Source organism: Desulfosporosinus fructosivorans, from assembly GCF_004766045.1.
Lineage (GTDB): Bacteria > Bacillota > Desulfitobacteriia > Desulfitobacteriales > Desulfitobacteriaceae > Desulfosporosinus > Desulfosporosinus fructosivorans.
The window spans coordinates 571,379-595,612 of sequence record NZ_SPQQ01000003.1 but is presented as its reverse complement, the minus strand read 5'-3'; the positions used below and the strand labels follow the sequence as shown (position 1 = coordinate 595,612).

At 40.8% G+C, this 24,234-nt stretch carries 22 protein-coding genes and 1 pseudogene; 8 read left to right on the top strand and 15 right to left on the bottom strand.

Features of this window, described 5'->3' with window-relative positions; genetic code table 11:
* Nucleotides 1-137: 137 nt before the first annotated feature.
* The 6 genes from E4K67_RS10930 to E4K67_RS10905 form a co-directional block, all read right to left on the bottom strand.
* On the bottom strand, nt 138-662 hold the full coding sequence (locus E4K67_RS10930) for a YfiT family bacillithiol transferase (RefSeq protein WP_135546504.1): 525 nt from the start codon (nt 660-662) through the stop codon (nt 138-140).
* A gap of 220 nt (nt 663-882) precedes the next feature.
* A complete protein-coding gene (locus E4K67_RS10925) occupies nt 883-1,578 on the bottom strand; it encodes an HAD family hydrolase (RefSeq protein WP_135546502.1) in 696 nt (231 codons plus the stop codon).
* A 286-nt stretch (nt 1,579-1,864) separates the two neighbouring features.
* Nucleotides 1,865-2,833: an MBL fold metallo-hydrolase gene (locus tag E4K67_RS10920; RefSeq protein WP_135546500.1), complete on the bottom strand. Its 969-nt coding sequence runs from the start codon at nt 2,831-2,833 to the stop codon at nt 1,865-1,867.
* 67 nt (nt 2,834-2,900) lie between these two features.
* Complete coding sequence (locus E4K67_RS10915) at nt 2,901-3,416, bottom strand: GNAT family N-acetyltransferase (protein WP_199242513.1); 516 nt, start codon at nt 3,414-3,416, stop codon at nt 2,901-2,903.
* A 102-nt stretch (nt 3,417-3,518) separates the two neighbouring features.
* Nucleotides 3,519-4,307, bottom strand: coding sequence for a YdcF family protein (locus E4K67_RS10910; protein WP_135546498.1), 789 nt, complete (start codon nt 4,305-4,307; stop codon nt 3,519-3,521).
* 67 nt (nt 4,308-4,374) lie between these two features.
* Nucleotides 4,375-5,133 (bottom strand): metallophosphoesterase family protein, encoded by a 759-nt coding sequence (locus E4K67_RS10905; RefSeq protein WP_243454412.1) that lies wholly within the window; start codon nt 5,131-5,133, stop codon nt 4,375-4,377.
* A 294-nt stretch (nt 5,134-5,427) separates the two neighbouring features.
* Here E4K67_RS10905 and E4K67_RS10900 point away from each other — a divergent pair, with 294 nt between their 5' ends.
* The gene (locus E4K67_RS10900) at nt 5,428-6,495 is read left to right on the top strand and encodes a C40 family peptidase (protein WP_135546496.1); all 1,068 of its coding nucleotides are present in this window, start codon (nt 5,428-5,430) and stop codon (nt 6,493-6,495) included.
* A gap of 11 nt (nt 6,496-6,506) precedes the next feature.
* On the opposite strand, the gene E4K67_RS10895 is transcribed toward E4K67_RS10900, so the two are convergent.
* The 4 genes and pseudogenes from E4K67_RS10895 to E4K67_RS31090 all read right to left on the bottom strand — a co-directional run.
* Nucleotides 6,507-6,971, bottom strand: a complete 465-nt coding sequence (locus E4K67_RS10895) for a GyrI-like domain-containing protein (protein WP_135546494.1) — start codon at nt 6,969-6,971, stop codon at nt 6,507-6,509.
* A 77-nt stretch (nt 6,972-7,048) separates the two neighbouring features.
* Complete coding sequence (locus E4K67_RS10890; RefSeq protein ID WP_135546492.1) at nt 7,049-7,951, bottom strand: helix-turn-helix transcriptional regulator; 903 nt, start codon at nt 7,949-7,951, stop codon at nt 7,049-7,051.
* Nucleotides 7,952-8,057: 106 nt separating this feature from the next.
* Entirely contained in the window at nt 8,058-10,352 is a 2,295-nt protein-coding gene (locus E4K67_RS10885) for a PAS domain S-box protein (protein ID WP_274594853.1), read from the bottom strand.
* A pseudogene (locus E4K67_RS31090) lies at nt 10,344-10,958 on the bottom strand (histidine kinase N-terminal 7TM domain-containing protein); the annotation flags it as partial. The gene E4K67_RS10885 and the pseudogene E4K67_RS31090, both read right to left, overlap by 9 nt.
* A gap of 229 nt (nt 10,959-11,187) precedes the next feature.
* Here E4K67_RS31090 and E4K67_RS10880 point away from each other — a divergent pair.
* Nucleotides 11,188-12,165 carry a 2-hydroxyacid dehydrogenase gene (locus E4K67_RS10880; RefSeq protein WP_135546488.1) on the top strand — a complete coding sequence of 326 codons (978 nt, stop codon included), beginning with the start codon at nt 11,188-11,190 and terminating at the stop codon, nt 12,163-12,165.
* Between the two features lie 83 nt (nt 12,166-12,248).
* Nucleotides 12,249-13,424 carry a pyridoxal phosphate-dependent aminotransferase gene (locus tag E4K67_RS10875; protein WP_135546486.1) on the top strand — a complete coding sequence of 392 codons (1,176 nt, stop codon included), beginning with the start codon at nt 12,249-12,251 and terminating at the stop codon, nt 13,422-13,424.
* 170 nt (nt 13,425-13,594) lie between these two features.
* On the opposite strand, the gene E4K67_RS10870 is transcribed toward E4K67_RS10875, so the two are convergent.
* A complete protein-coding gene (locus E4K67_RS10870) occupies nt 13,595-14,380 on the bottom strand; it encodes an enoyl-CoA hydratase/isomerase family protein (RefSeq protein ID WP_135546484.1) in 786 nt (261 codons plus the stop codon).
* Between the two features lie 220 nt (nt 14,381-14,600).
* Nucleotides 14,601-14,894: a hypothetical protein gene (locus E4K67_RS10865; RefSeq protein WP_135546482.1), complete on the bottom strand. Its 294-nt coding sequence runs from the start codon at nt 14,892-14,894 to the stop codon at nt 14,601-14,603.
* Between the two features lie 344 nt (nt 14,895-15,238).
* Between E4K67_RS10865 and E4K67_RS10860 the strand changes: the two genes are divergently transcribed.
* From E4K67_RS10860 to E4K67_RS10840, 5 genes are all read left to right on the top strand, one after another.
* Complete coding sequence (locus E4K67_RS10860) at nt 15,239-16,480, top strand: ABC transporter substrate-binding protein (protein WP_135546480.1); 1,242 nt, start codon at nt 15,239-15,241, stop codon at nt 16,478-16,480.
* 211 nt (nt 16,481-16,691) lie between these two features.
* On the top strand, nt 16,692-17,570 hold the full coding sequence (locus tag E4K67_RS10855) for a branched-chain amino acid ABC transporter permease (RefSeq protein WP_135546478.1): 879 nt from the start codon (nt 16,692-16,694) through the stop codon (nt 17,568-17,570).
* 16 nt (nt 17,571-17,586) lie between these two features.
* The gene (locus E4K67_RS10850) at nt 17,587-18,573 is read left to right on the top strand and encodes a branched-chain amino acid ABC transporter permease (protein ID WP_135546476.1); all 987 of its coding nucleotides are present in this window, start codon (nt 17,587-17,589) and stop codon (nt 18,571-18,573) included.
* A gap of 1 nt (nt 18,574) precedes the next feature.
* Nucleotides 18,575-19,324 carry an ABC transporter ATP-binding protein gene (locus E4K67_RS10845; protein WP_135546474.1) on the top strand — a complete coding sequence of 250 codons (750 nt, stop codon included), beginning with the start codon at nt 18,575-18,577 and terminating at the stop codon, nt 19,322-19,324.
* The gene (locus E4K67_RS10840; protein ID WP_135546948.1) at nt 19,311-20,003 is read left to right on the top strand and encodes an ABC transporter ATP-binding protein; all 693 of its coding nucleotides are present in this window, start codon (nt 19,311-19,313) and stop codon (nt 20,001-20,003) included. The genes E4K67_RS10845 and E4K67_RS10840 overlap by 14 nt, the downstream gene beginning before the upstream one ends.
* 168 nt (nt 20,004-20,171) lie before the next feature.
* Here E4K67_RS10840 and larAH10 read toward each other — a convergent pair whose 3' ends face one another.
* Genes larAH10 through E4K67_RS10825 form a run of 3 tightly spaced genes read right to left on the bottom strand, consistent with a single transcriptional unit; the run spans nt 20,172 to nt 24,223 of the window.
* Nucleotides 20,172-21,455, bottom strand: a complete 1,284-nt coding sequence (gene larAH10, locus E4K67_RS10835) for an NPN-dependent 2-hydroxyacid racemase, LarAH10 family (RefSeq protein WP_135546473.1) — start codon at nt 21,453-21,455, stop codon at nt 20,172-20,174.
* Nucleotides 21,448-22,827 carry a (Fe-S)-binding protein gene (locus E4K67_RS10830; protein ID WP_135546471.1) on the bottom strand — a complete coding sequence of 460 codons (1,380 nt, stop codon included), beginning with the start codon at nt 22,825-22,827 and terminating at the stop codon, nt 21,448-21,450. Before E4K67_RS10830 ends, larAH10 begins: the two co-directional genes overlap by 8 nt.
* A 4-nt stretch (nt 22,828-22,831) precedes the next feature.
* Nucleotides 22,832-24,223: an FAD-binding oxidoreductase gene (locus E4K67_RS10825; RefSeq protein ID WP_135546469.1), complete on the bottom strand. Its 1,392-nt coding sequence runs from the start codon at nt 24,221-24,223 to the stop codon at nt 22,832-22,834.
* Nucleotides 24,224-24,234 lie beyond the last annotated feature (11 nt).

Below are 24,234 nucleotides of genomic sequence, written 5' to 3'. Positions count from 1 at the left end.
CTAATCTAGTCCTCCTAGTATGTAACGTGAAAGGACCTTTCATATAAACAGAAACAAGGCTGGAATTATCTGCGCTTCCAGCCTAACTTCTTCTTAAGGATACAAAAGCTCATACCAATAGTAGATTTAGGTTCCTTCTAATTTGATGTCATTCTTCTTATACCGGAAGAAATCTGCGCCAAATGATGATTTCCATGCCACGCGTAAAGGTCAATTAACTTCTTAATCGTTAATAGCCCCATATCCGGATGAATTAACTCTCTATCAAGACCTGACGACGATAACGACCTCAGTAGAATGACCCAGCGTTTATGTAATCCATCCAGTAATTTTGTGGATAGTTCAATGGGTAACTGAGAGTCATTTAGTTCAGCCCACAGCGCCTCATCATAAGGCTTTATAGTTGGTTTATCCTCAGTCAGAGCCAGTTTAATTCTAATATAAGCATTCATATTACTATCCGCTAAGTGGTGAACTAACTGGCGAATCGTCCAACCGCCTGGTCTATATGGAGCGTCAAGCTGTTCTTCCGTTAATTTTTCGACAGCTCTAATTAACAACTCAGGCAGCACTTCTATTTGCTCAATTAAAGCAGTAATTTGCTTTTCAGAAATCTCTTTTTCAAAATCAAACGTCCCAATCGGATATCTTATATCATCCACAAAACGTTCTCTCCCCTCCTATTTTCCTTCTAGCTATCAAGATTCGGTGAAAAATTATATATTCCTCCCATTATTATGAAGAAATTTCCCATTTACTTAAGAGCATTGAAGGAGTGATTCACTCTTTTTTCATTTCCCCTATGCCCTTCGCTGTCACTACTCTTATTAAATTGATTTTCATTATCTCTTAGTTGTCTGGTTATCCAGAAACCAACACAGGTCAGATCAATTCATCACAGGAGCGATCTGTGATTATTTCCCACCCTCGTATCTTAGCCTCTTTTAGCAGCTCTTGGTCAGGATTAACGGCCACTGGGTGTCCAACGAACGAGAGCAAGGATAGGTCCTGGATTGAATCAGCATACGCATAAGCGTCGCCAATGTCAAAAAACACCCCAGCCTCCTCTTGTTCCTTTAGAAACGTGGTCAGAGCTTGTACCTTCGAGGGTCCATTCATGATAGAGGTTATTCTACCTGTCGAAACTCCAGCTAATAATTCAATCTCAGTCCCAAGCCAAAATTTCATACCTAGATCTCTGGCAACCAAGGCAACAAACTGCGAAAAGGCACCTGAGAGAAGCAAAATTTGATCCTCTGACTCAAGGTGAAGTTTAACCCGGCAAAGAGATACAGGGCTGAAACTCCCTCTTGCCAACTCTAAACATTGCTTAAAAAATCCTTCGATTTGAGGTTCACTCATTCCACCCAGCATCTTAACTATACCGCTCAAAACTCGCTTGATCGCTAGTTGACGACATAGCCCAAGACGATATAATATATACACCCAAGACATTGAAATATAGAAATTACGAATCTTTTTTCGCAACCCTTTGTCTTGCTTTAGGACACGCAAGAAGATACGAGGAGTTTCTTCAAGATGAATTGTGCCATCAAAATCAAAAATCACAAGGCTCATACTAATACCTCCTACTTAGTCCTTAAAAGCGTAGAAGCAATTCATCATTCTCCAATTAAATAATGGATCACTCGTTCAGAAAACAATATCCATAATCCGCTCAAAAAAGCATAAAGCATAAAGCAAGCATATTTTCTCCCAGAGAGATAAACTTTTGCGAGGGTAGCATATGATTGATTCCTTTCACATGATGTCCATGAGACATTAGAGTTTTCCTATATGCTAACATTCGTGAACTAGCGATATATTCCTTCTACCCATGAAATATATCGCTAGTTCTATTAAACTATTCAGGTATCCCATAAAAAAGCTTCTCGTTCTTATCGATCCGGTCAACGAGTCCAATATGCACTAAGTGTTCTAAATGAGACAGTGCCTCCCCAGAGGCAAACCACTTTTGAGAGTGCGGGAAATCCTCCCATTTCTTATGACTCACATCCCAATGCATTGCAGCGGCCATCTCACTTGCAGTCTTTTTACCATCTTGCAAAATTAATAAAATTTCCTTTAGGCGCTCTTCATGGTGATTTACAAGTTCAATGATTCTCTTCTGGTGATCTCTAATTATTTTTCTATGCGCTGTGAATAAGTAATCAATCTCATACTGATACAATTTGTTGAGGCTATTCAAATAGGTGGACAAAATATCCTGTTCAAATCCCCAAAATGATATATTTGGAGTAATTGCATCTAAAACATGGTCTCCACAAAAAAACAACCTGTGTTTTCTTTCATATAACCCAATATGCCCTGGCGTATGGCCGGGAATATCCACCACTTCAAAACAATAATCCCCTAGAATGATCTCGTTCCCTTCAATCAGCGGGCTAAATTCTAGAGGCTCGACCAATCTTGTCCCAAACTCTTTACCAAATCTTAAAGAGTTGTCAGTTTTGAAGCCAAATATTTGGTTGAGTGTATGGTAAAAACTATCACGTTTAGAAGTTTGATTAAACAAGTCTCCATCTATCTGACTAAAATAAATTGATTGTACTCCGCTTTTTTTAAGAGCTGGAGCAAGTCCCGAGTGATCCGTGTGCATATGAGTAATTAGAAGATCAGTTTTTTTTAGGTCAATGTTTAGTTCCTCCAACCCCTTCGTCAACTCTGTCAGACATTCTTCTGTGTTAAAGCCTGTATCGATAATTAAATTCCTATTCTCAGATATTATAATGTAACTATTAATAGCTTTTAAAGGGTTTTTGGGCAGAGGTATTTCATTTTTGAATATATTTGGGTAGACTTCTGTAATCACAAGGCTGCCTCCAATCTAATAAACAACTCTTATAAGGACTTCTCAATATCCCCTCGCTTATCAAAACTCATTGCTCAAGGAATTTCGTTGCTAATTTTTCTAATGGCTCATCATCTACTCTATATACAGTCCATTCATCCATGGGGACCGCTCCCAACTTTTTATAAAACTTAACGGAGGGTTCGTTCCAATCCAAGCACCACCATTCCAATCTGCCGCACTTCCTATCTAACGCTATCTTCGCTAGAAATGAAAGAATAATTCTCCCCAGCCCTTTTCCTCTCATTTCTGGTTTAACATATAAATCCTCCAAATAAATACCGGGTTTCCCTAGAAAAGTAGAAAAGTTATGAAAGAATAAAGCAAAACCTATCGGTTGATTTTCATATTCACCAATAATAACCTCGGCTATCTTTCTTTCAAATAAAGACTCTCTTAAAATTTCTTCAGTTGCTACAACCTCATGTAACATTTTTTCATAGGAAGCCAGCTCTTTAATAAACTCTAGTATCAGGGAAACATCATTTATTTCCGCGAATCTCAATTTAAAACCCTCTAAATTAGTATCAATTAATTGCTTCATATTTACTCCTAACGCAAATTCTTATTATTTATCTAAGGTTAGACTCCACTTCAATAAGTGGGAGTGGTATCCCGTGGAAAGCAGTTTGACTGTGGTATTCTTTTACCAATCTAGGATCAGGGATTTCACAACCGCAAAATACTCCCTCAAATATACATTAGGTACAAGATACCACGGAGTTGGGGAGGGAATACCGACCGGAATTAACCCATTACGACGAGCAAGGATTTTTGAACGGAAGAGATGAAAGTCATTCGTGATTATAGCAACCCTCTCTGAGTCTCGATAGTCTTGCTGCTGGACTAATATCTCTTTACTAAAACGGAAGTTTTCCATCGTGCTCGTGGATTGATCTTCCATAAGGATACGTTCGTCAGAAATCCCCTGCTCCACTAAGTAACGACGCATTCCTTCCGCTTCAGAAATATTTTCTCCTGGACCTTGCCCCCCCGAAAGCACGACTTTCACATTGGAGAACCTTTCCAAATAGTCTAGACCCTTTTGCATTCTCTCCCGAAGTGTCCAGGAAAGTTGTTCCCCATTCAGACCTGCCCCCAAAATAATTAGATAATCCACCTCAACAACTTGGTCTGGTTGGGAATTACTAATGATCGCTCCTTCAACCACCAGAAACGAGATCAGCCCAATCAAGGATAAGGCAATGACTCCCCGACGGGTCTTTAAGATCCACTGTCTAGCCTTACCCGAAGGCATGGATTTCTGTAAGAAGGCTTTGCCGAAACCGCAAAGGATCAGCAGTCCGCCCAGGATCCCTGGTAAAATCGTCCCTAGGTTAATTCCCCCATTATATAGAAAGAGCAGCAAAGTATCTATCACCCCAATAATTCCTAACAAGAAAAGGAGCCGTGACAATATTCGTCTGATTTTCATAAGCCCTCCCCCGCTTAGCATCTGTGCTCCTAATTGAATGTTGCAGTGAACTCGTTCCCAATTAAAATTATTTACTGCACTTTACCCCTCTAAATATCCCTGTCTTCAATTCGTTAATATAGTCTTGTTTCTCTGGCATATCTGTTGAGTTGGCCTGATCAATGGCCAATTCTATGTCATATGGTACTCTTACAAGGGCTATCGTAAATGGCCGTGCATTTTTATCGTCCAATTCCCCTTCAATTATTCCGTAAGATGCTTGGGCTATATCAAGGGGATTACCAACACTTCCGACATTAAAGATAGTCTTTCCTCGAAAATTATCTATATGAGCACCATGAATATCTCCATATCCTACCACATCTGCTTCAACATTAAGGGTTGGAGTCGGGTCAAACAATTTCATTCGCTTACTTTGTTCCGTTGAAAGGTATACTCTATGGAAAAGATCATTTGGAGAAGCATGACATAGTCTTAATAACTTTCCACTGATATAAAATTCTATATATATGGGTAGGTTCTTCAGATATTTAAGTCTCTCAACTCCTAGCTTTTTCTGATGCCACATCAAAACTTCTCTGTCCTCTTCTTCGGTCAAATAATAATCCCAATTACCTTTAATGACTACTTCACAATTTTCTTGAATTTTATCTACTACCTCCGCAGAACTAGGACCCTTCCCCGCTAAGTCTCCAAGACAAAATATCCTCTCAATATTTTTATTCTTAATGTCTGCTAATATTGCTTCTAAGGCGGGCATATTTCCATGAATATCTGATATTACTGCAATTTTCTCCATATTGATCTCCTTATCATTTTTACTCATAGATGATCTCACCTACTCGGAGAAAAGCTGAACTTGCGAATTGAAGAATGAGATACCTTGAATTTCATCACCTTATTATACCTCAAGAATATGACAACTTCATCCAATTCTTTTAAGATTGGTTGCCATCGGCAAACATGCTAGGTTGACTTTCTATTTCCTATCAAATAATATTTCGAAATCTAGAAAACCATTATATGGTAAATTAACCCCTTGTGTATATCTCTGTTCTCTGTTAGTCTAACTAGGTTGGTTATAATTCAAAGCTTTTCCAAGAGAGGAATTAATATAATTATGAATTTCACTAAATTATCCATATATCGGCGACCACTTTTATGTATGCTTGTACCAATTTTATTTTGCTCTTTCACACAACCTGTATATGCATCTCCTCCGGTTTATAATAACATCAATACCTTGAGAAACGGGGCTAGTTTTCTTGAAGATCAAGCAAAGGTGTCACAACAACAAGAAAACTCTGTGGTATCCCAAGCTGAGTCGATCCAACAATCAATTGATGTGTTGAAAAGTACTATTGATAAAGATAATTCGGATATCGAGCAACGCAAAGAAGCCATAGTAGCTCTGAACGCGGAGCTACAAATATTAGCTGACCAGCAGAAAAAAGACACAGAAACCCTGGGGAATTTCGTTAGCAATCAGTACACTGAGGCCGATACTCCCTTTTTAACGTATGTAAGTTGGTTAGCTAGTTCGACAAGCAGTAGTGATTTAATCAATCGGTATAGCTCCCTCGAAACAATCCTGAGCTTCTATCGTGATCTTAAAGCTAAGGTAGCTGATAATTCTGATGTACTTAGGGCAAAACAGAGCTTGGAACAAGACGAAACAAATAAACTAACGGCTAAAGTACAATCTAACGAGCAACTTATAGACGGTCTCAGCGTAGCACTAGCAAAGCAGACTAGTAAAGATGAATTACAAGCTGCACAAGCACAGAGCCGGGGTCAGCAAAGCCCACCTGTCAAATTAAATGGACAGGTGGGGCAGTTACTATCCTTTGCATCAAATTTTCTTGGAGTACCCTATACTTGGGGAGGAACTTACCCACAATTTGATTGTTCCAGCTATGTCCAGTATGTTTATGGACACTTTGGGATCGAACTTAATAGGGTAACTTGGGATCAATATGGCGAAGGACAGAGCGTGTCGAGAGATAAATTAGCACCTGGGGATTTAGTCTTCTTTTCGACTTATCAACCAGGCCCATCCCATATCGGTATCTATGTGGGTAATGGCATAATGATCAACTCGTCAAATAGCGGTGTTTCCTACGCCAGCATTAATAGTGAGTACTGGTCTAGTAAGTATTATGGTGCTAGACGCGTGATTGCTCAATAATGATTAAAAGTTTAATGATTTAAACCAATATAAATGTGTATTTCTTGTTTTTCCATATCATCGGAATCATTTTGATACTCTTCAAAGTCAGTGCTGTATTTCCGATCCAGTGTTAATCCCCATAAGTTTGACCAAAATTCGCTGACGGCACGTTGCATGTGACCCTTTATAATAAACTTTGCATAGTTCCCTTGGAGAATCTTTTTAACGACCATTTTAGATGCTATTCTTTTGGCATCACTTACTTCACAACACGCAACGAACTTATATGGCTTTGTAAAGTCCCCCTGATAGTCAGTATAGAGCCCAATCCCTTTGGCATTAATCTTGTCAAAAATAGCATCATAGACTCCTTCTTGCAAAAATTGGCCCCAAAGCATTCCAATATCCATCATTGCCTTGTTGTCCTCATTTGTCGTATTAACCATTAGTCCTACGACTGTCTTTTCCTTTAGAGAAACAACTTCATAATCCATGGTCTCACCTCATCCTCCTTTGTTTTGATATTCAAAGGATACCATGCCCAATATGACGACAGTGTGTCATATTAGAATTACTTCTTATATTGCTTTAGAGTCTCTTCTAATCTTTCAATAACGATATCCTTGATATGCTTGGGTTCTATCACCTCTGCAAAGCTACCAAAGGACAGAATATATCCATAAACCCATTCATTTTCAGGATATGTGACTGAAACCTCGAAACTCCCATCGGCATTTTTAACAATCTCATTTTCGTCAAATTCATCATACACACGATAAGCAACACAGGGGTTCAGACGTAGTTTTAAGTTACTCTCATTATATTTGATTTCTCGAGTTGTCTCATTCACAAGCTCTAGAGGTAATTTTCGTTTGAATACTATTTCGCTGATAACAACATTTTTCATGCGAGTAAGCTTAAAGGTTCTATGGGCTTGCTTTGATAAACAGAAACTTTTTAAATACCACGCTTTATCTTTAAATAATAGTTGTAAAGGCTCAATAGTTCTGATTGTTTTTTCACCGTATGAGCTAAAATAGTCAAAGCTAATCACTCTTGTTTTGACAATCGCTGTTTTCAGCAGATTAAAACTTCCTTGATCCTTACTCCCCCAATGTGAAAAATCCACATCAATCCAGTTGTAATTACTTTTATTAAAGAGGGCCCCTAGCTTAGAAATAACGAGGTCAACATTGGGATAGTTTATAACATTGAGAGTTTGCAAAGCGGTCAATATTTCATTCTGTTCCGTATCCGATAGGACTGTTTTATTGAGTACAAAATTTTCGAGGAGGCTAATCCCCCCTCCTTTACCCTTTCTCATATAAACCGGTATCCCTGCGCAACTTAACGTCTCTATATCTCTGTAAATTGTTCGCACAGACACCTCTAACCGCTCTGATAATTCTTTAGCTGTTAGAGTTTTTTTATTGAGTAGACTATATACGATCTCAAATAATCTGTTGATCTGCATTTTATCACCTTTGATTATTATACCTTAAGCAAATGACATGTGCATGTCATATAAAAATTATCTGAAATCTAACATCAAGCATAGTTGATGTGGTTAAACAGGTTCTTCACTTTAACACCGTTTCGATAAATACTCTTACTATCTTAGGGTCGAATTGGATACCAGAGTTCTTTTGTAGTTCTTCGATAGCGATTTTTTCGGGCATTGCACTGCGATAACTTCTTTCACTTGTCATCGCATCATATGCATCAGCTATGGCTATAATTCTTGCTTGAATGGGTATGTCACCCCCCTTTAAGCCTTTAGGATACCCAAATCCATCCCATCTTTCATGATGGCATAAGATGTATTCTGCTATTTCAGCCATATCATTGACAGTGTTTAGGATTCGGTATCCGATTTCTGGATGACGTTTTATTTCTTGCCACTCATCCTCCGTTAATTCTCCCTGCTTATTAAGTGTAGTTTCTTCGACTGCAATTTTACCAATATCATGAAGCAAGCCAACAGTTTTAAGTTCCTCTATTTCCCCTGCAGATAAACCAAGGGCTTTCCCTATACTTTTACATAGAGCCGATACTCTATGAGAGTGCTGTTCCTCTCTCTTGTTTTTCTCATGGAGGGTATTAATAATAGCATTGATGGTTTTCCCCCTCATGCTTGGACTTTCAAAGAGTTTTTTCTTATACATATGATCTTCCGCTTTTTTAAATATTTCATGAATATCTTGCTCTTCATGAAGCTTGGATTCCCAACCAAATGAAATCGATATTTCAATGGAGCCTACTTTTTCGTTTAAGGCATTAGCTTTAATACGCTTAACTATTTGTTCTGTTTCAAAAGCATCCGTGTTGGGTAACAGTATTACAAATTCATCACCGCCAAGTCTAGCAATAATATCATCCGATCGGCATCCTCCTACGATAACATCGCCAACTTTTTTAAGGAGTTCATCACCTATGGCATGACCAAATGAATCATTGATAAGCTTTAAGCCATTAACATCAGCCATTACAAGGGTCAAAGGTAAATTCCTCTGCACATTCAGTCGCTTTAATTCCTCTTCAAAAAATCTTCTATTATAGAGACCTGTTAGTACATCGTTATAGCTTAAATACTCCAGTTTCTGTTCCAATAGTTTACGTTCACTAACATCTCTCAACAAGGCATGTAAAACCTGTTTACCTTTCACTAATATGGAAGTTAGCATAATTTCAACTGGAAATTCAAGACCATTTTCTTTTTTATGCCACCATTCAAATCGATATTTGCCCTTCTCTATGGCTTTCAGATTAATATTGAGAGCTTTTTCTAGAGAAAGTATTCCATCCGGTTGATTTTCAGGTGAAAGCTCCCATGACGTTTTCCCGACAATTCTATTCTTCGATCCATATCCTAGTAATTCAATGGCAGCTGGATTACAGTCAATGACTCGATGAGCTTCCATTATCAGTATAGCATCGGACGAACCCTCAAATAATTTTCGAAAGGTATACTCACTGGCTTTTAAGGCATCCTCATTTATTTTTTGTTCTGTTATATCTTCGATCATACATATTTCACTTGGATTACCTTGATATTCGAGTCTTAAATTCGCCACTGTTATATTTGCCCAAACTACCGAACCATTAGGCTTAATATAGCGTTTATTCATATTAAAACCCTTTAGAATACTATCTTTAAAAATAGATTTTCTTTTTATATTTTCTTGAATGTCATCCGGATGACTAATAGACATCCAGTCAATGTTAGTAATTTCTTCGGTTGCTCTCCCAACAATCTCTGCAAATTTAGAATTCATCTCATAAAATCGTCCCGTCAGTGAATCACATAAAGTAATACCTAAAGGCGCTTGCTCAAACATGGTTCTGAATTTCTCTTCACTAATACTTAACTTCTTTTCACTTTTGACATTCTGATTATACTGAAATCTAAGTTCTGCCTGAGCTTCTGTTACTCGTTGGATATACGCTTGGAGTTCTTCATTTTTCCTGCGCAAATCATGCATTAAGCTAATATCCTGGATAACGATAATAACCCCTAATAAATCATACAATTCATCGCAAATTGGTTTGCAAGAAATATCGACGGGAATTTTCTCGCCCTGTTTGGTCAATATATTGATATCCTTATAGTTAGCATTGTTTCCTATCATTTTGCATAATGAAAATTCTTCTTTATAATTATCATCAATGATAAAACCGACATCCTGCTTCAATAATTCGTGCTCTTCAAACTTTAGAATATTTAAGGTATGTTTGGAAACTTTGATAATCTTCCCATGGTCATTTAGTAAAATTACCATGTCCATAATTTCTTTAACTACTTCTTCAAATAGGAATTGCTCTGGAAGTCTTAAAAATTTGTATTTAGAAATTACTCTGTAAGTACCTAAGATCATTATTACAGAATATAATTGTCCCATCAGTGGGAAGTCCGAAGCCCCTAAAAATGGAAGTATTGTTTGAGTTAATAGATTCAAAACAAACGGAATTATACTAGACGCTACTAATAGTTTTGATTGCTTTTTAAGCCTTACACTTTTTGACTTTAATCCCCATATCAATAAGACAGTAATACTTAACAACAAATATAAAAAATTATAGGAGAAATTACCAATATAAAAAATATTAGAAATTAAAATTGAAGTTTTAATATCTACACCGAACAAAAAAACTGCCATATAGAAAAATATAACGGCTGGCAAAAATATTAATATCTTTACAAACCTTTTTTTAACGATCTGGTTCTCCGTTATTAAAAGCACTAAATATAAAGTAAGAGCACTAAAACTACACCATCCGACTGCTGCTATTTTATTCCAAAAGGAAAAAATATATTTGTCGTCCGATATATATGCAAAGGAATAAGCAAAGGACCAGACAGCATAACTGCTACATAAGAGCAAAAAAACTCGATTAACCATGGATTTCGTGTTTAATCTGAACGTATAGGCACCAATAAATAAATATATAAAGACCGAAACTAACGATAGTGCTGAAAACAAACTACTTTTATCCAATTATACACTCTCTCCTCAAAAATCTCAGATATTGAATTATATCACTATTTTGAGGATTTTCTTCTATTTTCAGAACTAGAAAATAACCGTCCGTCTATCATGGCTGAACTGCGATCCCAATTAACTTTGGTAATAAGGCTGTAATAAAACGCCTTGTATTTGGGATTAATACTGGTATATGATGCAAAAGAAATCATAGATCAGGAGGTAAGAAATGACTAGATGGAACGTTTACGTTACTAACGAAATTCCAGAGCTGGCGCTTGACATGCTGGCAAAGCATTGCGACATGGAAGTCAATCGCACGGGACAAGTTCTTACAAAAAATCAGCTTTTGGAAAAAGTCAAGGGCAGGGATGCCGTGTTGAGTCTGCTGACTGATCCTATAGATGCCGAGGTAATGGATGCAGCTAAAGGGGCCAAAATCTTTGCAAACTATGCTGTCGGCTATAACAACATAGATATCCCTTCCGCAACAGAACGAGGCGTTATGGTCTCTAACACTCCGGGCGTACTTACCGATACCACGGCTGAAATGACTTGGGCTTTGCTTTTCTCTGTAGCGCGGAGAGTCGTAGAATCCGATAAGTACACAAGAATGGGGAAATATAAAGGTTGGGGACCGATGCTTTTTCTGGGGCAGGACGTTATGGGCAAAACACTTGGCGTCATCGGCGCAGGAAGAATAGGATTATCGTTTGCTAAAAGGGCAAAGGCCTTTGATATGAAGGTTCTGTATTCGGACATAACAGCAAGCCCCCAATTTGAACAAGAAACTGGAGGTCAATACGTTAGCCTCGAAACACTTCTTCAAGAGTCAGATTTTGTTTCGATCCATACTCCACTTCTACCGGAAACATATCATTTGATAGGTGAAAAAGAGTTAAAACTTATGAAAAAAACTGCGATATTAATTAATACTTCACGTGGCCCAGTCGTGGATGAATTAGCCCTGGTGAAGGCTTTACAATCAGAGGAAATTTGGGGAGCAGGTCTTGATGTCTACGAATTCGAGCCAGAATTTACAGCAGGGCTCATGGAACTCGACAATGCCATCCTCTGCCCTCACATTGCCAGTGCCACAATCGATACCCGCACCAAAATGGGCACAATTGCTGTGTCCAATATTTTAGCTGCCATGAGGGGAGAACTCCCCCCCAATTGTCTAAACCCTGAGGTGTACAAAAAGTAAATTTCAAGTACTATTCAACAATTTGAAACATCAGTGAACTCGTTAAACTAAAGACATACTTGAAAATAGAAGGAAGTGTTTAAGTGAAACATATATTTGCAGATAGAATGTCCTTGCTCGGTACCGAAACTGCTTTTGAAGTTTTAGCCAAAGCTAAAAAATTAGAGGCTCAAGGAAAAGATGTAGTCCATTTGGAAATTGGCGAACCAGATTTCGATACACCCAAAAATATTATTGATGCTGCGTGCCGCGCTCTAAACAGCGGATATACGCACTATACAGCCGCTCCTGGCATTCCTGAAGTAAGGGAGACGATCGCTCAATATATCCGCTCTCATAAAAATGTTGATGCATCTGCCGACGAAGTCGTTATCGTCCCCGGCGGCAAACCCATCATGTTTTTTTCCATAATGGCAACAGTGAATCCTGGGGATGAAGTAATTTATCCGAATCCAGGCTTTCCTATTTATGAATCTGTGATTCGTTTTTGTGGCGGAAAGCCTGTCCCTATCCCTTTGCGTGAAGAAAATCAATTCCGACTAGACGTAAATGAACTAGCCAAGTTGATTACACCCAAGACTAAAATGCTCATTATTAACTCCCCTGGCAATCCCACTGGCGGAGTGCTCACGAATGAAGACGTCAAAGCAATTGCAGACTTAGTAAGAGGAAAAGAAATACTCGTTCTGTCCGATGAAATCTATGATCGTATCGTTTATGGCGATACGCACCCGCTATCCATAGCCTCATTACCCGGCATGAAGGACTGGACTATTATTTTAGATGGGTTTTCTAAGACCTATGCCATGACTGGTTGGCGCTTGGGCTACGGGATAATGCATCCAGAAATAGCTGCTAAAATTGCTCAACTTATGGTCAACTCTAATTCCTGCACCTCGGCTTCTACTCAAATGGCCGGCAAAGAGGCACTCACTGGACCCCAACATGACGTTGATACTATGGTTGCTGAATTTAAAAAGCGCCGCGACATTATGGTTAATGGCCTAAACTCTATACCGGGAGTGAGCTGTATCTTGCCCGAGGGGTCTTTCTACGTATTCCCCAATCTAAAATCGTTCGGCAAAGACTGTAAAGAGATCGCTGACTATCTATTAAACGATTCAGGAGTTGCTTGTTTAGGAGGTACTGCATTTGGCGCTTATGGTGAAGGATACCTTCGTTTCTCCTATGCAAATTCGGTAGAAAATATCCAAAAAGCATTAGAACGCATTGAAACTGGTTTAGGCAAAATGAGATAGAAGAGTATGATTATTGTCATAAACTTGTCCTCTACCACTGAATTATCTAGATAGTTAGGGGAGTAGCGAAACCAAAGTTTCGCTACTCCCCTTGTTTATAATCAAGACATCAATAGATTTATTAGATTTTAGCTTTTCTCAGAACATGACTTCTTAATTAAGAGCAGGTTTTAGCGATTCTTAAATACCGGTCTGCGTTTTTCGGCAAATGCCTCACAGCCTTCTTTGAAATCATCTGAGGACCAGGCCAGTACCTGATACATTGCCTCTAACTCAGTCTGCTGATAGAAATTATTCTTTGCTGCCTCGCGCAATAACTTTTTATCGAGTCCCACTGTCATTAACGGCTGCTGAGCTAATTTTTCTGCCCATCTGATCGCCTCAGGCAGACACTCCTCATGAGGCACTACCTTATTTAGTAAACCCAGTTTTTCTGCTTCCTCAGCATTAAGGATTTTACCAAACCACAGTAACTCCAGAGCCTTGTGATAGCCCACCTTCTGAATCAAAAAGTGGGATGTACCACTATCTGGGCAAAATGCCAACTGCATGAAGGTAAATCCCATGCGAGCTTTTTCTGAAGCAATTATCAAGTCACAGGCCAAACAGGCAGCTATTGAAGCGCCTGCTACCACTCCATTAAGTGCCGCTATAACTGGCTTTTTCAGTTCATAGATAGCCTTTACTAACTCGCCGGCTGCATCATAAGTAGCCTTGGCACTAATGGGATCTTCTATAGAAGCTAACATAGAAATATCGCCCCCACTAGACCAGCCCTTACCGGCTCCAGTAATGACTATGACCTTAACTGCATCATTTTCACTGATTACCTTACATACTGCCTGAACATCGAAACAAAACTGGTCATTGACAGAATTCATCGTATCTGGGCGATTAAACGTAAGCACTGACACCCCAGTGTCCATAATGTCAAGTTTAAGAGTCTCCCAATTCATTAACTTCCCGCCTTTCTTTAGGAAAATTCCCTAAATGAATAGTTATTCATTTAGGGAATTCGCCGAAATCTATGATTTTCCTCTATTTCCATGTCGGAAATTTCAGTTTATAACGAAAAGGCTGGAGCATTTAAGCCTCCAGCCTTTTTCGTATCCTTATTGCAGAACTATTTCATCCAGTCGTGAGACTCCCATTTCTATAAAGGGGAGGGATATCTTACTATTCGACCATAAAGCGCACTTCAACTTTATTCTTAGCTTCGATCTGCAAGCATACATCTGCCTCAGATGGATCAAAATCAACTTTTATAATCTCATTTAAATTGATCCAAAACACTCTCGAGTCGACCCCCCAAATTGAAACCTTATCATCGGCAAAGTCGACATTTTCTACAACGCCAAAATCTACAATTCCTTCGATGACACTAAGAACGTCTATACTATATAAGTTCTTGCCAAGGAACTTCTCTCTTATAAACTTCACAAATTCCGTTTTTAAGGTTAATGTTAACATTTATATTCCCCCTACAGTCTTAATGCTACCATACTTTCGGATAGCCGTAAAATGAATACCCTTAACAAAGGAATATTTATACCATAACTATAAAACATTGTCTTAATACACATTAAAAAACTATTGTCTGTTATAAATACACCTGTTATAATTCTAACATATTCTCTTAAGTGTAATGCAGGATCCTTGCAGAACAATTATTGAGAATTGACACTATAAACAATAATTCCAGAGAAAGGAAGTATGGTAGAACGGAGAGAAACGTTGGATAGACAGGGAACATTTATAAGAAGAACAACAGCTATACTTGTACTAAACAAAGCAAAAATTGAGGAGGAAGTAGTATGGTTAGGATGGTCAGCAAGAAAAAATCACCAAGTTTAATTCAGTTGGGATCAATGCTCCTGATTACAGCATTAATAGTTTCTGGGTGCGGAAGCAGTCCAGTCGCTAAGAAAGAGACAAAACCCATTAAAGTTGGAATTGTAGATACGTATACTGGCGGTGCAGCTGTGTATGCTAAGGACTCTTTAGATGGCTTTAAATTGGCTGTTAAAGAATTTACGGATAAAGGTGGTCCAAAGATTGAATTCGTCACTCGTGACGACGAATTCAAACCAGACAAATCAACAAGCTGGGCTAAAGAACTCGTGATGCGTGAACAAGTTGATTTTCTCGCCGGAACTACGAATAGTGCAGGCTCTCTAGCTGTTTCGCAATATGCCAAAGAGAGTAAAGTGCCCTTCATAGTCTGGGGCGGAATGAGTGACAAGATCACAGGAGAAGCGGGTCATCGCTATGTCTTTAGCACCTTGCCCAATACTGCGATCATCGGTAAAGCAGGTGCTGTCCAGCTCTCCAAGACGAGCTATAAAAAAATATGGTTAGCCGGGAGTGATTATGAATATGGTCACTCTGTAATCAATAACCTATGGTCCAATCTAACAACCCTTAAACCGGACGTTGTAAAAGTGGAAGAATCCTGGTGGCGTGTTGGGGAAACCGATTTCACCCCATACATCAACGCTATTCGCAGTGCTAAACCTGACGTGCTAGTAGTTGGTACAGGGGGCGCAGACATGGTCGCCTTTATGAAAGCCGTCAAAGCAACTGGCTTAATTCAGGAGATACCAGTTTGGGCACATACCAGTTACGACCCCGCTACCCTACGACCTTTGGGAGATCAAGCACCAGAGGGTGTCATGGGTACTAATCCATATTTGTTTGATTATCCTGATACTGCTGAAAACAAGGCCTTTGTTGAAGCCTTTAAGAAGGAATATAATCGCGAACCTGCTGCGTTTGCCTTGTATGGTTACCTGGGAGGTAAATTCCTCGGTGAAGCGATTGAAAAGGCTGGAAGTACCGACAAGGAAAAGATTATTGACGCCATGGAAGGATTAACGATTGATTCTCCAGTCGGCAAAGCAACCCTACGTAAAGAAGATCATCAGGTGGCAATTCCCATGTCCTATGGCGTTGTTGCCAAAGTAAATGGGGTCTTTACAGCTAAAGACCTTCACACACTTAGTCCTGAAGAAATTATGCCCTCAATTGATTCAATCCTAAAAGCTCGTTCAAAATAGTATAGGGTTTAATCAGTTATAAGGATTACGTGAAACGATTATTGGGCGGTCCTGCTAGGTACCGCCCATTTAAGCTTACTAGTCAGAAAGTATATACTTTCTGGAAGGTCCTTCTGGGCATGGATGCCTATAGCCATCCATGCCCAGCATCAGTGCAACTAAGACGCTAGCTGAGTTTTCTTTTAAATCATTATGACAGGGGAGATTACCCATGGATTTTGCCACAATCGCAAGTCAGTTTCTGATAGGACTAAGCAGAGGAATGATTTTCTTTATCGTCTCTGCGGGACTCACGCTCATCTTTGGGGTCTTAAGAATCACGAATTTCGCTCACGGAGCACTTTATATGTTAGGCGCATTTATCGCTTATTCAGTCTCAACTCTTTTCGGGCAAGGTCCTTATGGTTTTTGGTTAGCCCTACTGGTTGCTCCTATCGCAGTGATGCTCGTTAGTCTGGTAATCGAGCGTGGATTGCTTAGATTTATCTATAACCGAGATCATTTGATACAGATGCTCTTGACGTATTCCCTAGTGCTTATCGCTGGAGATCTCGTTAAAATAATTTGGGGAACAGAATATAAGTCGATGGATATCCCAGGTGTTTTAAGGGGTTCCTTTAATCTATGGGGAGCATCCTTACCGTGGTATAATGCTTTCCTTCTGATCATTGGACCTGTCGTTGCATTTGGTTTATGGTTGTTCTTATCAAAAACTCATCTTGGCAAAATTTGCCGCGCAACGGCTACCGACCGCGAAATGGTAGATGTTTTAGGAATTAACAGCACTCGAGTATTTGCGATGGTTTTCGCACTGGGTGGGTGGCTTGCTGGGTTGGGAGGGGCTTTGATTGCACCAACCACCACGATCTCGATGGGAATGGATGCTAGCATTATCATTTATGCTTTCTTGATTGTGGTGATCGGTGGCCTAGGGAACATCTGGGGCGCACTCATTAGTTCTATTATTATGGGAGTTGGGGAGGCCTTTGGGATTTTATTCATTCCAGGCATTGCCATTATAATCCCTTATATGATAGCTGGTGTCCTCCTTATTGTACGCCCCTCTGGTTTACTAAAATCTGCCTGGTAGAGAAAGGAACACAGATATGTCCACGAATGATATGAGCTCAATAAAGAATTCAAAAGGAACCTTCAGCACCTATCTAGGTCTGGGTTTAGCGCTAGCGGGAATCCTAATTCTTCTGATGGTTCCAAATATACTCACCCAATACTATGTCTACTTGCTAGCGACCGTTTTTACAACTGCTTTACTCGCTTCTAGTTTGAACCTTATACTTGGTTACGGAGGACTTCTGCATTTACACCACGGTGTCTTTTTCGGGGTAGGCGCTTATACGGTAGCAATCGTGATGACCAAAACCTCTTGGCCCTTTGCAGCTGCGGTCTTACTAGCCCCCTTATTTGCTGCACTGATCGCCTTAGTAATCGGATGGTTTTGCGTCCGTTTAAGAGGCCTATATTTTGGTATGCTTACTCTCGCTTTGGGACAGTTGGTTTGGGCCATTGTCTACCGCTGGAATGCTCTGACCAATGGTGACAATGGGATTCATGCGATACCCGTTCCAGAATTCCTAACCTCCATAAATTCAGTCTATTATACGACTCTTTTGGTCTTAATTGCCTCTCTCGTAATGCTCTATGTGATCAGTAAATCTCCGTTCGGTCTTACGTTACTAGCTACTCGCGACAACCCCGTGCGCTCTGAAAGTGTCGGAATCAATGTCAAAAGACACCGCTTGATTGCCTTTGTGATTGCTGGATTCTTCGCAGGCATTGCGGGTGTGCTCTTTGTCTTAGTTGAACGCTCTGTAGCCCCCTCCCTATTATTTTGGAACAAATCGGCAGAAATCCTGATCATGTGTTTGATGGGGGGACTAACTGTCTTTATGGGACCGACGTTAGGAGCAGGCATTTTAGTGCTTTTGTCGATGGTTGTTGGTCTTTACACAGAATACTGGCTTCTCGTCCTTGGTCTGCTGTTACTGATCCTCGTACTGTTCTTGCCTCAAGGTATTCTAGGGGTTTTAATGGAAATCCATGGCAAACGACGAAGTATGAGAGGAGAGAATTAACATGCTTCAGGTTGAAAAGCTTAGGAAAGCATTCGATGGATTTCAGGCCATCGCAGATGCTAACCTTTCGGTTCCGAAAGGAGAAGTCGTGGCGGTCATTGGTCCCAATGGCGCAGGAAAATCCACGTTATTCAATTTAATAACCGGTCACCTCCAGGCGGATTCCGGCCATATCCGATTTCAACGTGAAGAAATTACGAACTTGGCTCCGTATAAGATCTGCCACAAAGGAATGGCGAGATCCTTTCAGTTAATCAATATCTTCTCAAGTCTGACGGTTTTTGAAAACGTGCAAACGTCTGTCCTTGCCAAACATCGCTTGGATCGTAATTATTTCACTCCCTCTAGAAAACTGCTTATCCCAGAGACTTTGGAGGTACTGGAAAGCTTTGGACTGTTAGACTTCAAAGATCGTTCGTGTAGCGCTCTATCCTATGGGGATCAAAAAGTCCTGGAAATTGCAATTGCTCTGGGAAGCAAACCCGAACTTCTTCTCTTAGATGAGCCCACTGCGGGAATGTCGTCAGAAGAAACTCGTAAAATTGTCAATCTTATTAAGCACTTATCTCAGGAAAAGGGTCTTACTATTTTGATAACTGAGCATGATATGGAATTAGTCTTTGATGTTGCGCAAAAAATAATGGTGCTTCACCAGGGAAAAACCATTGCTCAAGGCCTTCCTGAAGACATTAGAAACAATAAGTCGGTTCAAAATGCCTATTTGGGGGAACAGAATGATGTTAGACGTTAGAGATATTCATACCTATTACGGGTTAAGCCATATCTTATTTGGTTTATCCTTACAGGTAAGTAAAGGCGAAGTCGTCTGCCTGCTTGGTCGTAATGGGGTTGGCAAGACAACAACACTCAGAAGCATTATTGGACTTACGCCGCCAAAAAGCGGACAAATCTATTTTAAGGGCCAGGAAATTACTAAGACTGCCACCAACCGCATGGTTAAATTAGGACTTAGCTTTGTTCCTGATAACCGCAGGATCTTCGCAGACTTGTCTGTGCGTGAGAATCTCGAGATTGCAGCAGGCATCAAATCAGGTGCTTGGGATTTAGATAAAGTTCACGGGCTATTTCCGGTCCTGAAAAGAGTAGAGAATCGCAGGGGCGGGAACTTAAGCGGAGGGGAACAGCAAATGTTAAGTATTGCTAGGGCTCTGCTGGGAAATCCTGAGCTTCTTATTCTGGATGAGCCGACTGAGGGACTGGCGCCGTTAATCGTTCGAGAATTGGAAGAGCAAATTCTCGAGCTTTGTTCAACTGGAATATCGATTCTCTTGGCAGAGCAAAATCTCAAATCCGCCTTAAAATTAGCCAATCGATGTTATGTCCTTGAAAGGGGACAGGTTCGTTTTGAAGGAACCGTTGAGGAATTAGCCGAAAATGAAGACGTTCGCTCAAAATATTTATTGGTTTAACTAGAAATATTAAATGCCAAAAGCCAGCACTTAGTGCTGGCTTAAACTATGCTATAGAATTACTCAATGCTTCTAAAAATTACATAAATTCCGATAGCTTCTCTATAAGATTAGTTGCCAGGGAACTCGTCTAACTAAAGTTAAACATCGAGACTTCGTCTATCACAACTAACCCAAGATCGGAAAAGTGCTTCCACCGTGTGGCATGATATAGACGGATTCCGGTTGACGTCCAAGGATTTGACTAGCTAACTGCAAGGCTTCTGAAGGACTATTAGCAGGAATCATCTTGACCCGTTTAACCATCTCCTCGGATAAGGAACTGATCAAAATGACGGGCGTCTTCTGACAGATATTCGCTGTTTTCAAGCTTATGAACCCAGGCATAGTAAAATCAGCATGAAGCCTAGTGTTCATCTCCTCTACCTCGCCATGATTAAAAAACTCCAAAAAAGGTTGTGAACCTCCCCCCTCTGAGCATTCACTGACTAGGATAATAACTCCACCTTCTTGCACCGCATAAGAAGCATTGTCCAAGGCTTTAATTGTCTGGTAAAGCTGAGTATCTTTAGGATACCCACCGCTTGAAACGATGACTAACTCCGCTTTTGCTCCGATTTCAATGCCAAAGACTTCTTCGGTAACCCGACAGCCCTCTAGATGAGCCTGCTGTAAGTCACCCGCTGCAAGATAGATAAATTCTTTTTTCTCGTTAACAACGACGTTAAGTATGAAATCCACACCTACTGTACGAGCAATTTCTAACATATCCTCGGCAACCGGGTTGCCATCCATTTTTCCGGTCTCTATGTTTGGATTAAGACCCGTGGGGCCACCGCCAAGAAGTGCCAAGGCATGATTTTGCTGGATCATTTCGTAGCCACAGACCCCCGGGGCTATGGACTTACGGCCACCCCCAAAGCCTGCAAGCAAATGATAGGCAATTCCACCGGTCAGAATCACTTTGTCCGCTTCCCATACTCGGCGATTGACAAGAATGGGTGTCCCCATTGAGGATTTACCCAAATCCACTAAGTCCACGGCTCGACACTCATGATCGAAAATGGGGACCCTTGCCAAGACCCTTGCCCCACAAATTGCAGTATGTTCTTCTAGCGTCTGCAATCGATGATCGCCGGTCGCCGTGACAATAGAAATGTCCTGATCTGGTACTCCGGCCCCATTTAATACATCCAGCAAGATTGGCAAAAGAATATCTGCGCGTACCCACAATCGAGTAATGTCACTAACGACAACGACTACTTTATCCCCTGGTTTTACCAGCTCAACAAGTGGTGTCGTTCCAATAGGGTGCGCCAGGGCGTCGAGGATCGCCTGGTCTACATCCAAAATCGGCTGACTGGCTTTTGCTTCAATCTCCTTAACGTTCAGCGAATCAGGAAGACTAAAGGACAACTTTTCTTTTCCATAGGCAAGGTCATAATTATTCATCCTTTACTCCCTCCGGCTCTATCTCTACAAGATCTTTTAGCATATTTTCTTGATTTCCCTTGTATTTCTTATTCCACTTAGTGTCCTTTTCTTCCTTGAATTCCTTGGCTTCATAAGACATCTCCAAAAGTTGAGCGGTATGCATCACCTGTACAGGATGCTCAGCCTGGCGGTTCAAGCCGTCCGCGATGTGCATTCGACAGGCAGAACACCCTGTCACCAACACGTCTGCACCCGTTTGATTAATATCCTCAACTTTATGGTCATTGATTTTGGTCGAAAGTTCATAGTGATACAAACTGAAGGAACCCCCACTACCACAGCAGGTATCCGGTTTATTCATTTCTTTAAAGTCAATTCCTGGGATACTTCTAATAATCTGTCTGGGTTGTTCTCTGACCTTTAACCCTCGAACAAGGTGACAAGGATCGTGGTAAGTAACCTTGATTGGCAAACAACCCATTTTGTCCCTAAACCCCTCCAAAGAAAGCACCAGTTCTGTGAAATCCTTGACCATACCCCCAAGCTTCTTGGCTTTTTCTGCATAGATCGGATCATCCTCAAGTAACTCTGCATACTCTTCCTTCAGACTTAAACCACACGTGCCACAGGCCACCACGACAGCATCAACCTCTTCCTTCAGGAAGACATCGATATTGGCCCTCGCCATCACTTTAGCCGTTTCATAGTCCCCATTAATCCGAACAGGGGTACCACAACAGTTTTGGAGTGCCGGAATGACAACCTCTACCCCATTGCGTTTAAGGACGTTAATGACGGCCCGACCAGTATCCGTATAAATGTAGTTGATCATACACCCTGTAAAAAAGGCGACCCGCCTGGTTGCTGCTGGGACTTTGGCGACTTCTGAATACATCGATTTAAATGGTTTTGGGGCAAGAGGAGAAAGAAGTCTTCTCTTGTCAATCCCTAATGACATTCTCGGTAACATGCCTTGCCCGTTAGGCCCTTTACGGAAGACTAAGCCTTGAAATACACTTCCCGTTCGCAAACACGTGTTGAAAACCCAACGGTTTTTTAGAACCAAACGAAAGATTAAGTTCTTAAGCAGAGAAAGTCCTTTCTTCTCTGTGATTTCCTTGCGGGCTGCTTCTACCAACTTATCGACTTTCACTCCACTCGGACAGTTAACGACGCAAGCCTTACACATCAAACACAAAGACATTTTGTCAATAAAGCCTTCCGTCAGCTCTAATTCATGATCAATAACTCCGCGAATCAACTTAACTCGTCCTCTGGCAACCGTAGATTCTGCCTGCAATTCTTTAAAGACTGGACAAACATTTTGACAGGCACCACAGCGAATGCAGCGAATGACTTCTTTCTCCCAAGACTTAAATGAACGTTCCATCTCATCACGCTCCAAACATTACGCCGGGGTTTAGAATATTATTAGGGTCAAGGGCCTTTTTAATTTGATGTTGGACTTCCAGACCAACATCCCCGATCTGTAAGGTAATAAACTTGGATTTCGCCCGACCGATACCATGCTCACCGCTTAAAGATCCACCCAGTTCCACTGTAGCGATAAAAATCTCGTCGATGGCCTTTTCTACCCTCGCCATCTCCTCTAAATTCATTTCATCAGTAAGGATCGTGGCATGCAAGTTGCCATCTCCGGCATGTCCGAGTATGGCGATGATAATGTTATACTTAGCGGCAATTTCCTGAATACGCCTCACGGCAACTGGAATGCTGCTCCTGGGAACGGTCGCATCCTCACCAATAATAGTCGGCTTTACCCTCGACACAGCTGCAAAGGCCGAGCGACGTGCACGCCATAGTTCTTCGGCTTCTTCTTTTGTCTTGGCAACTCTAATCTGAACAGCTCCTAGCCGCCTGCAGATTTGCTCTATCTTTCCGATCTGCTTCCCTAAAATCTCCGCATCCCCATCAACTTCTATTAAGAGCACAGCGCCCGCATCCGTAGGTAACCCAACCTTAGCATATTCTTCAATGTTTCTAATATAAATATTATCCAACAATTCTAATGCACAAGGAACTAAACCAACTGCAATGATTTCAGAAACCGTCTCACACGCTTGTTCGATCTCAGAGAAAACCGCCATCATGGTGCTCTTCGCTTCCGGTAAAGGGATAAGTTTGACAATAATCTTAGTGATCACACACAAAGTTCCTTCTGAACCGGTGAATAACTTGGTCATATCGTAACCCGTTACGTTCTTGATCGTTCTTCCTCCGGTATTCATTACTTCTCCACTAGGAAGCACTACCTCAAGCCCTATAACGTAGTCTCGAGTTACTCCATATTTCACGCCACGCGGCCCTCCTGCACATTCGGCCACATTTCCTCCCATCGTTGAAAAAGCTTGACTGGCAGGATCTGGAGGATAAAATAAACCTAGGCGTTCGACTTCGCTTTGTAATTGACTAGTGATCACACCAGATTCCACTACAGCAATCAAATTTTTCGGGTCAAGTTCTAGTATTTTGTTCATTCTCTTCAGAACTAAGATAATGCAATCCCCTACAGAAATAGATCCTCCACTGACATTTGACCCTGCGCCCCGTGGAACGACCGGAATCCTCTCTCGATTTGCCAGCTTAAGAATCTGCGCTACTTCTTCAGTGTTACCCGGATACACTGCAACTCCCGCTAGATCCTTCTTAAGATCCGCCTTGACAAACGAAGCGTCATACGTATAACAATATAGATCCTCTAAGGAGGTATATATGTTGTCTTTGCCAACAATGTCACTTAGCTTCTGAATAACCTCTGACCTCAAAATAGTTTCCT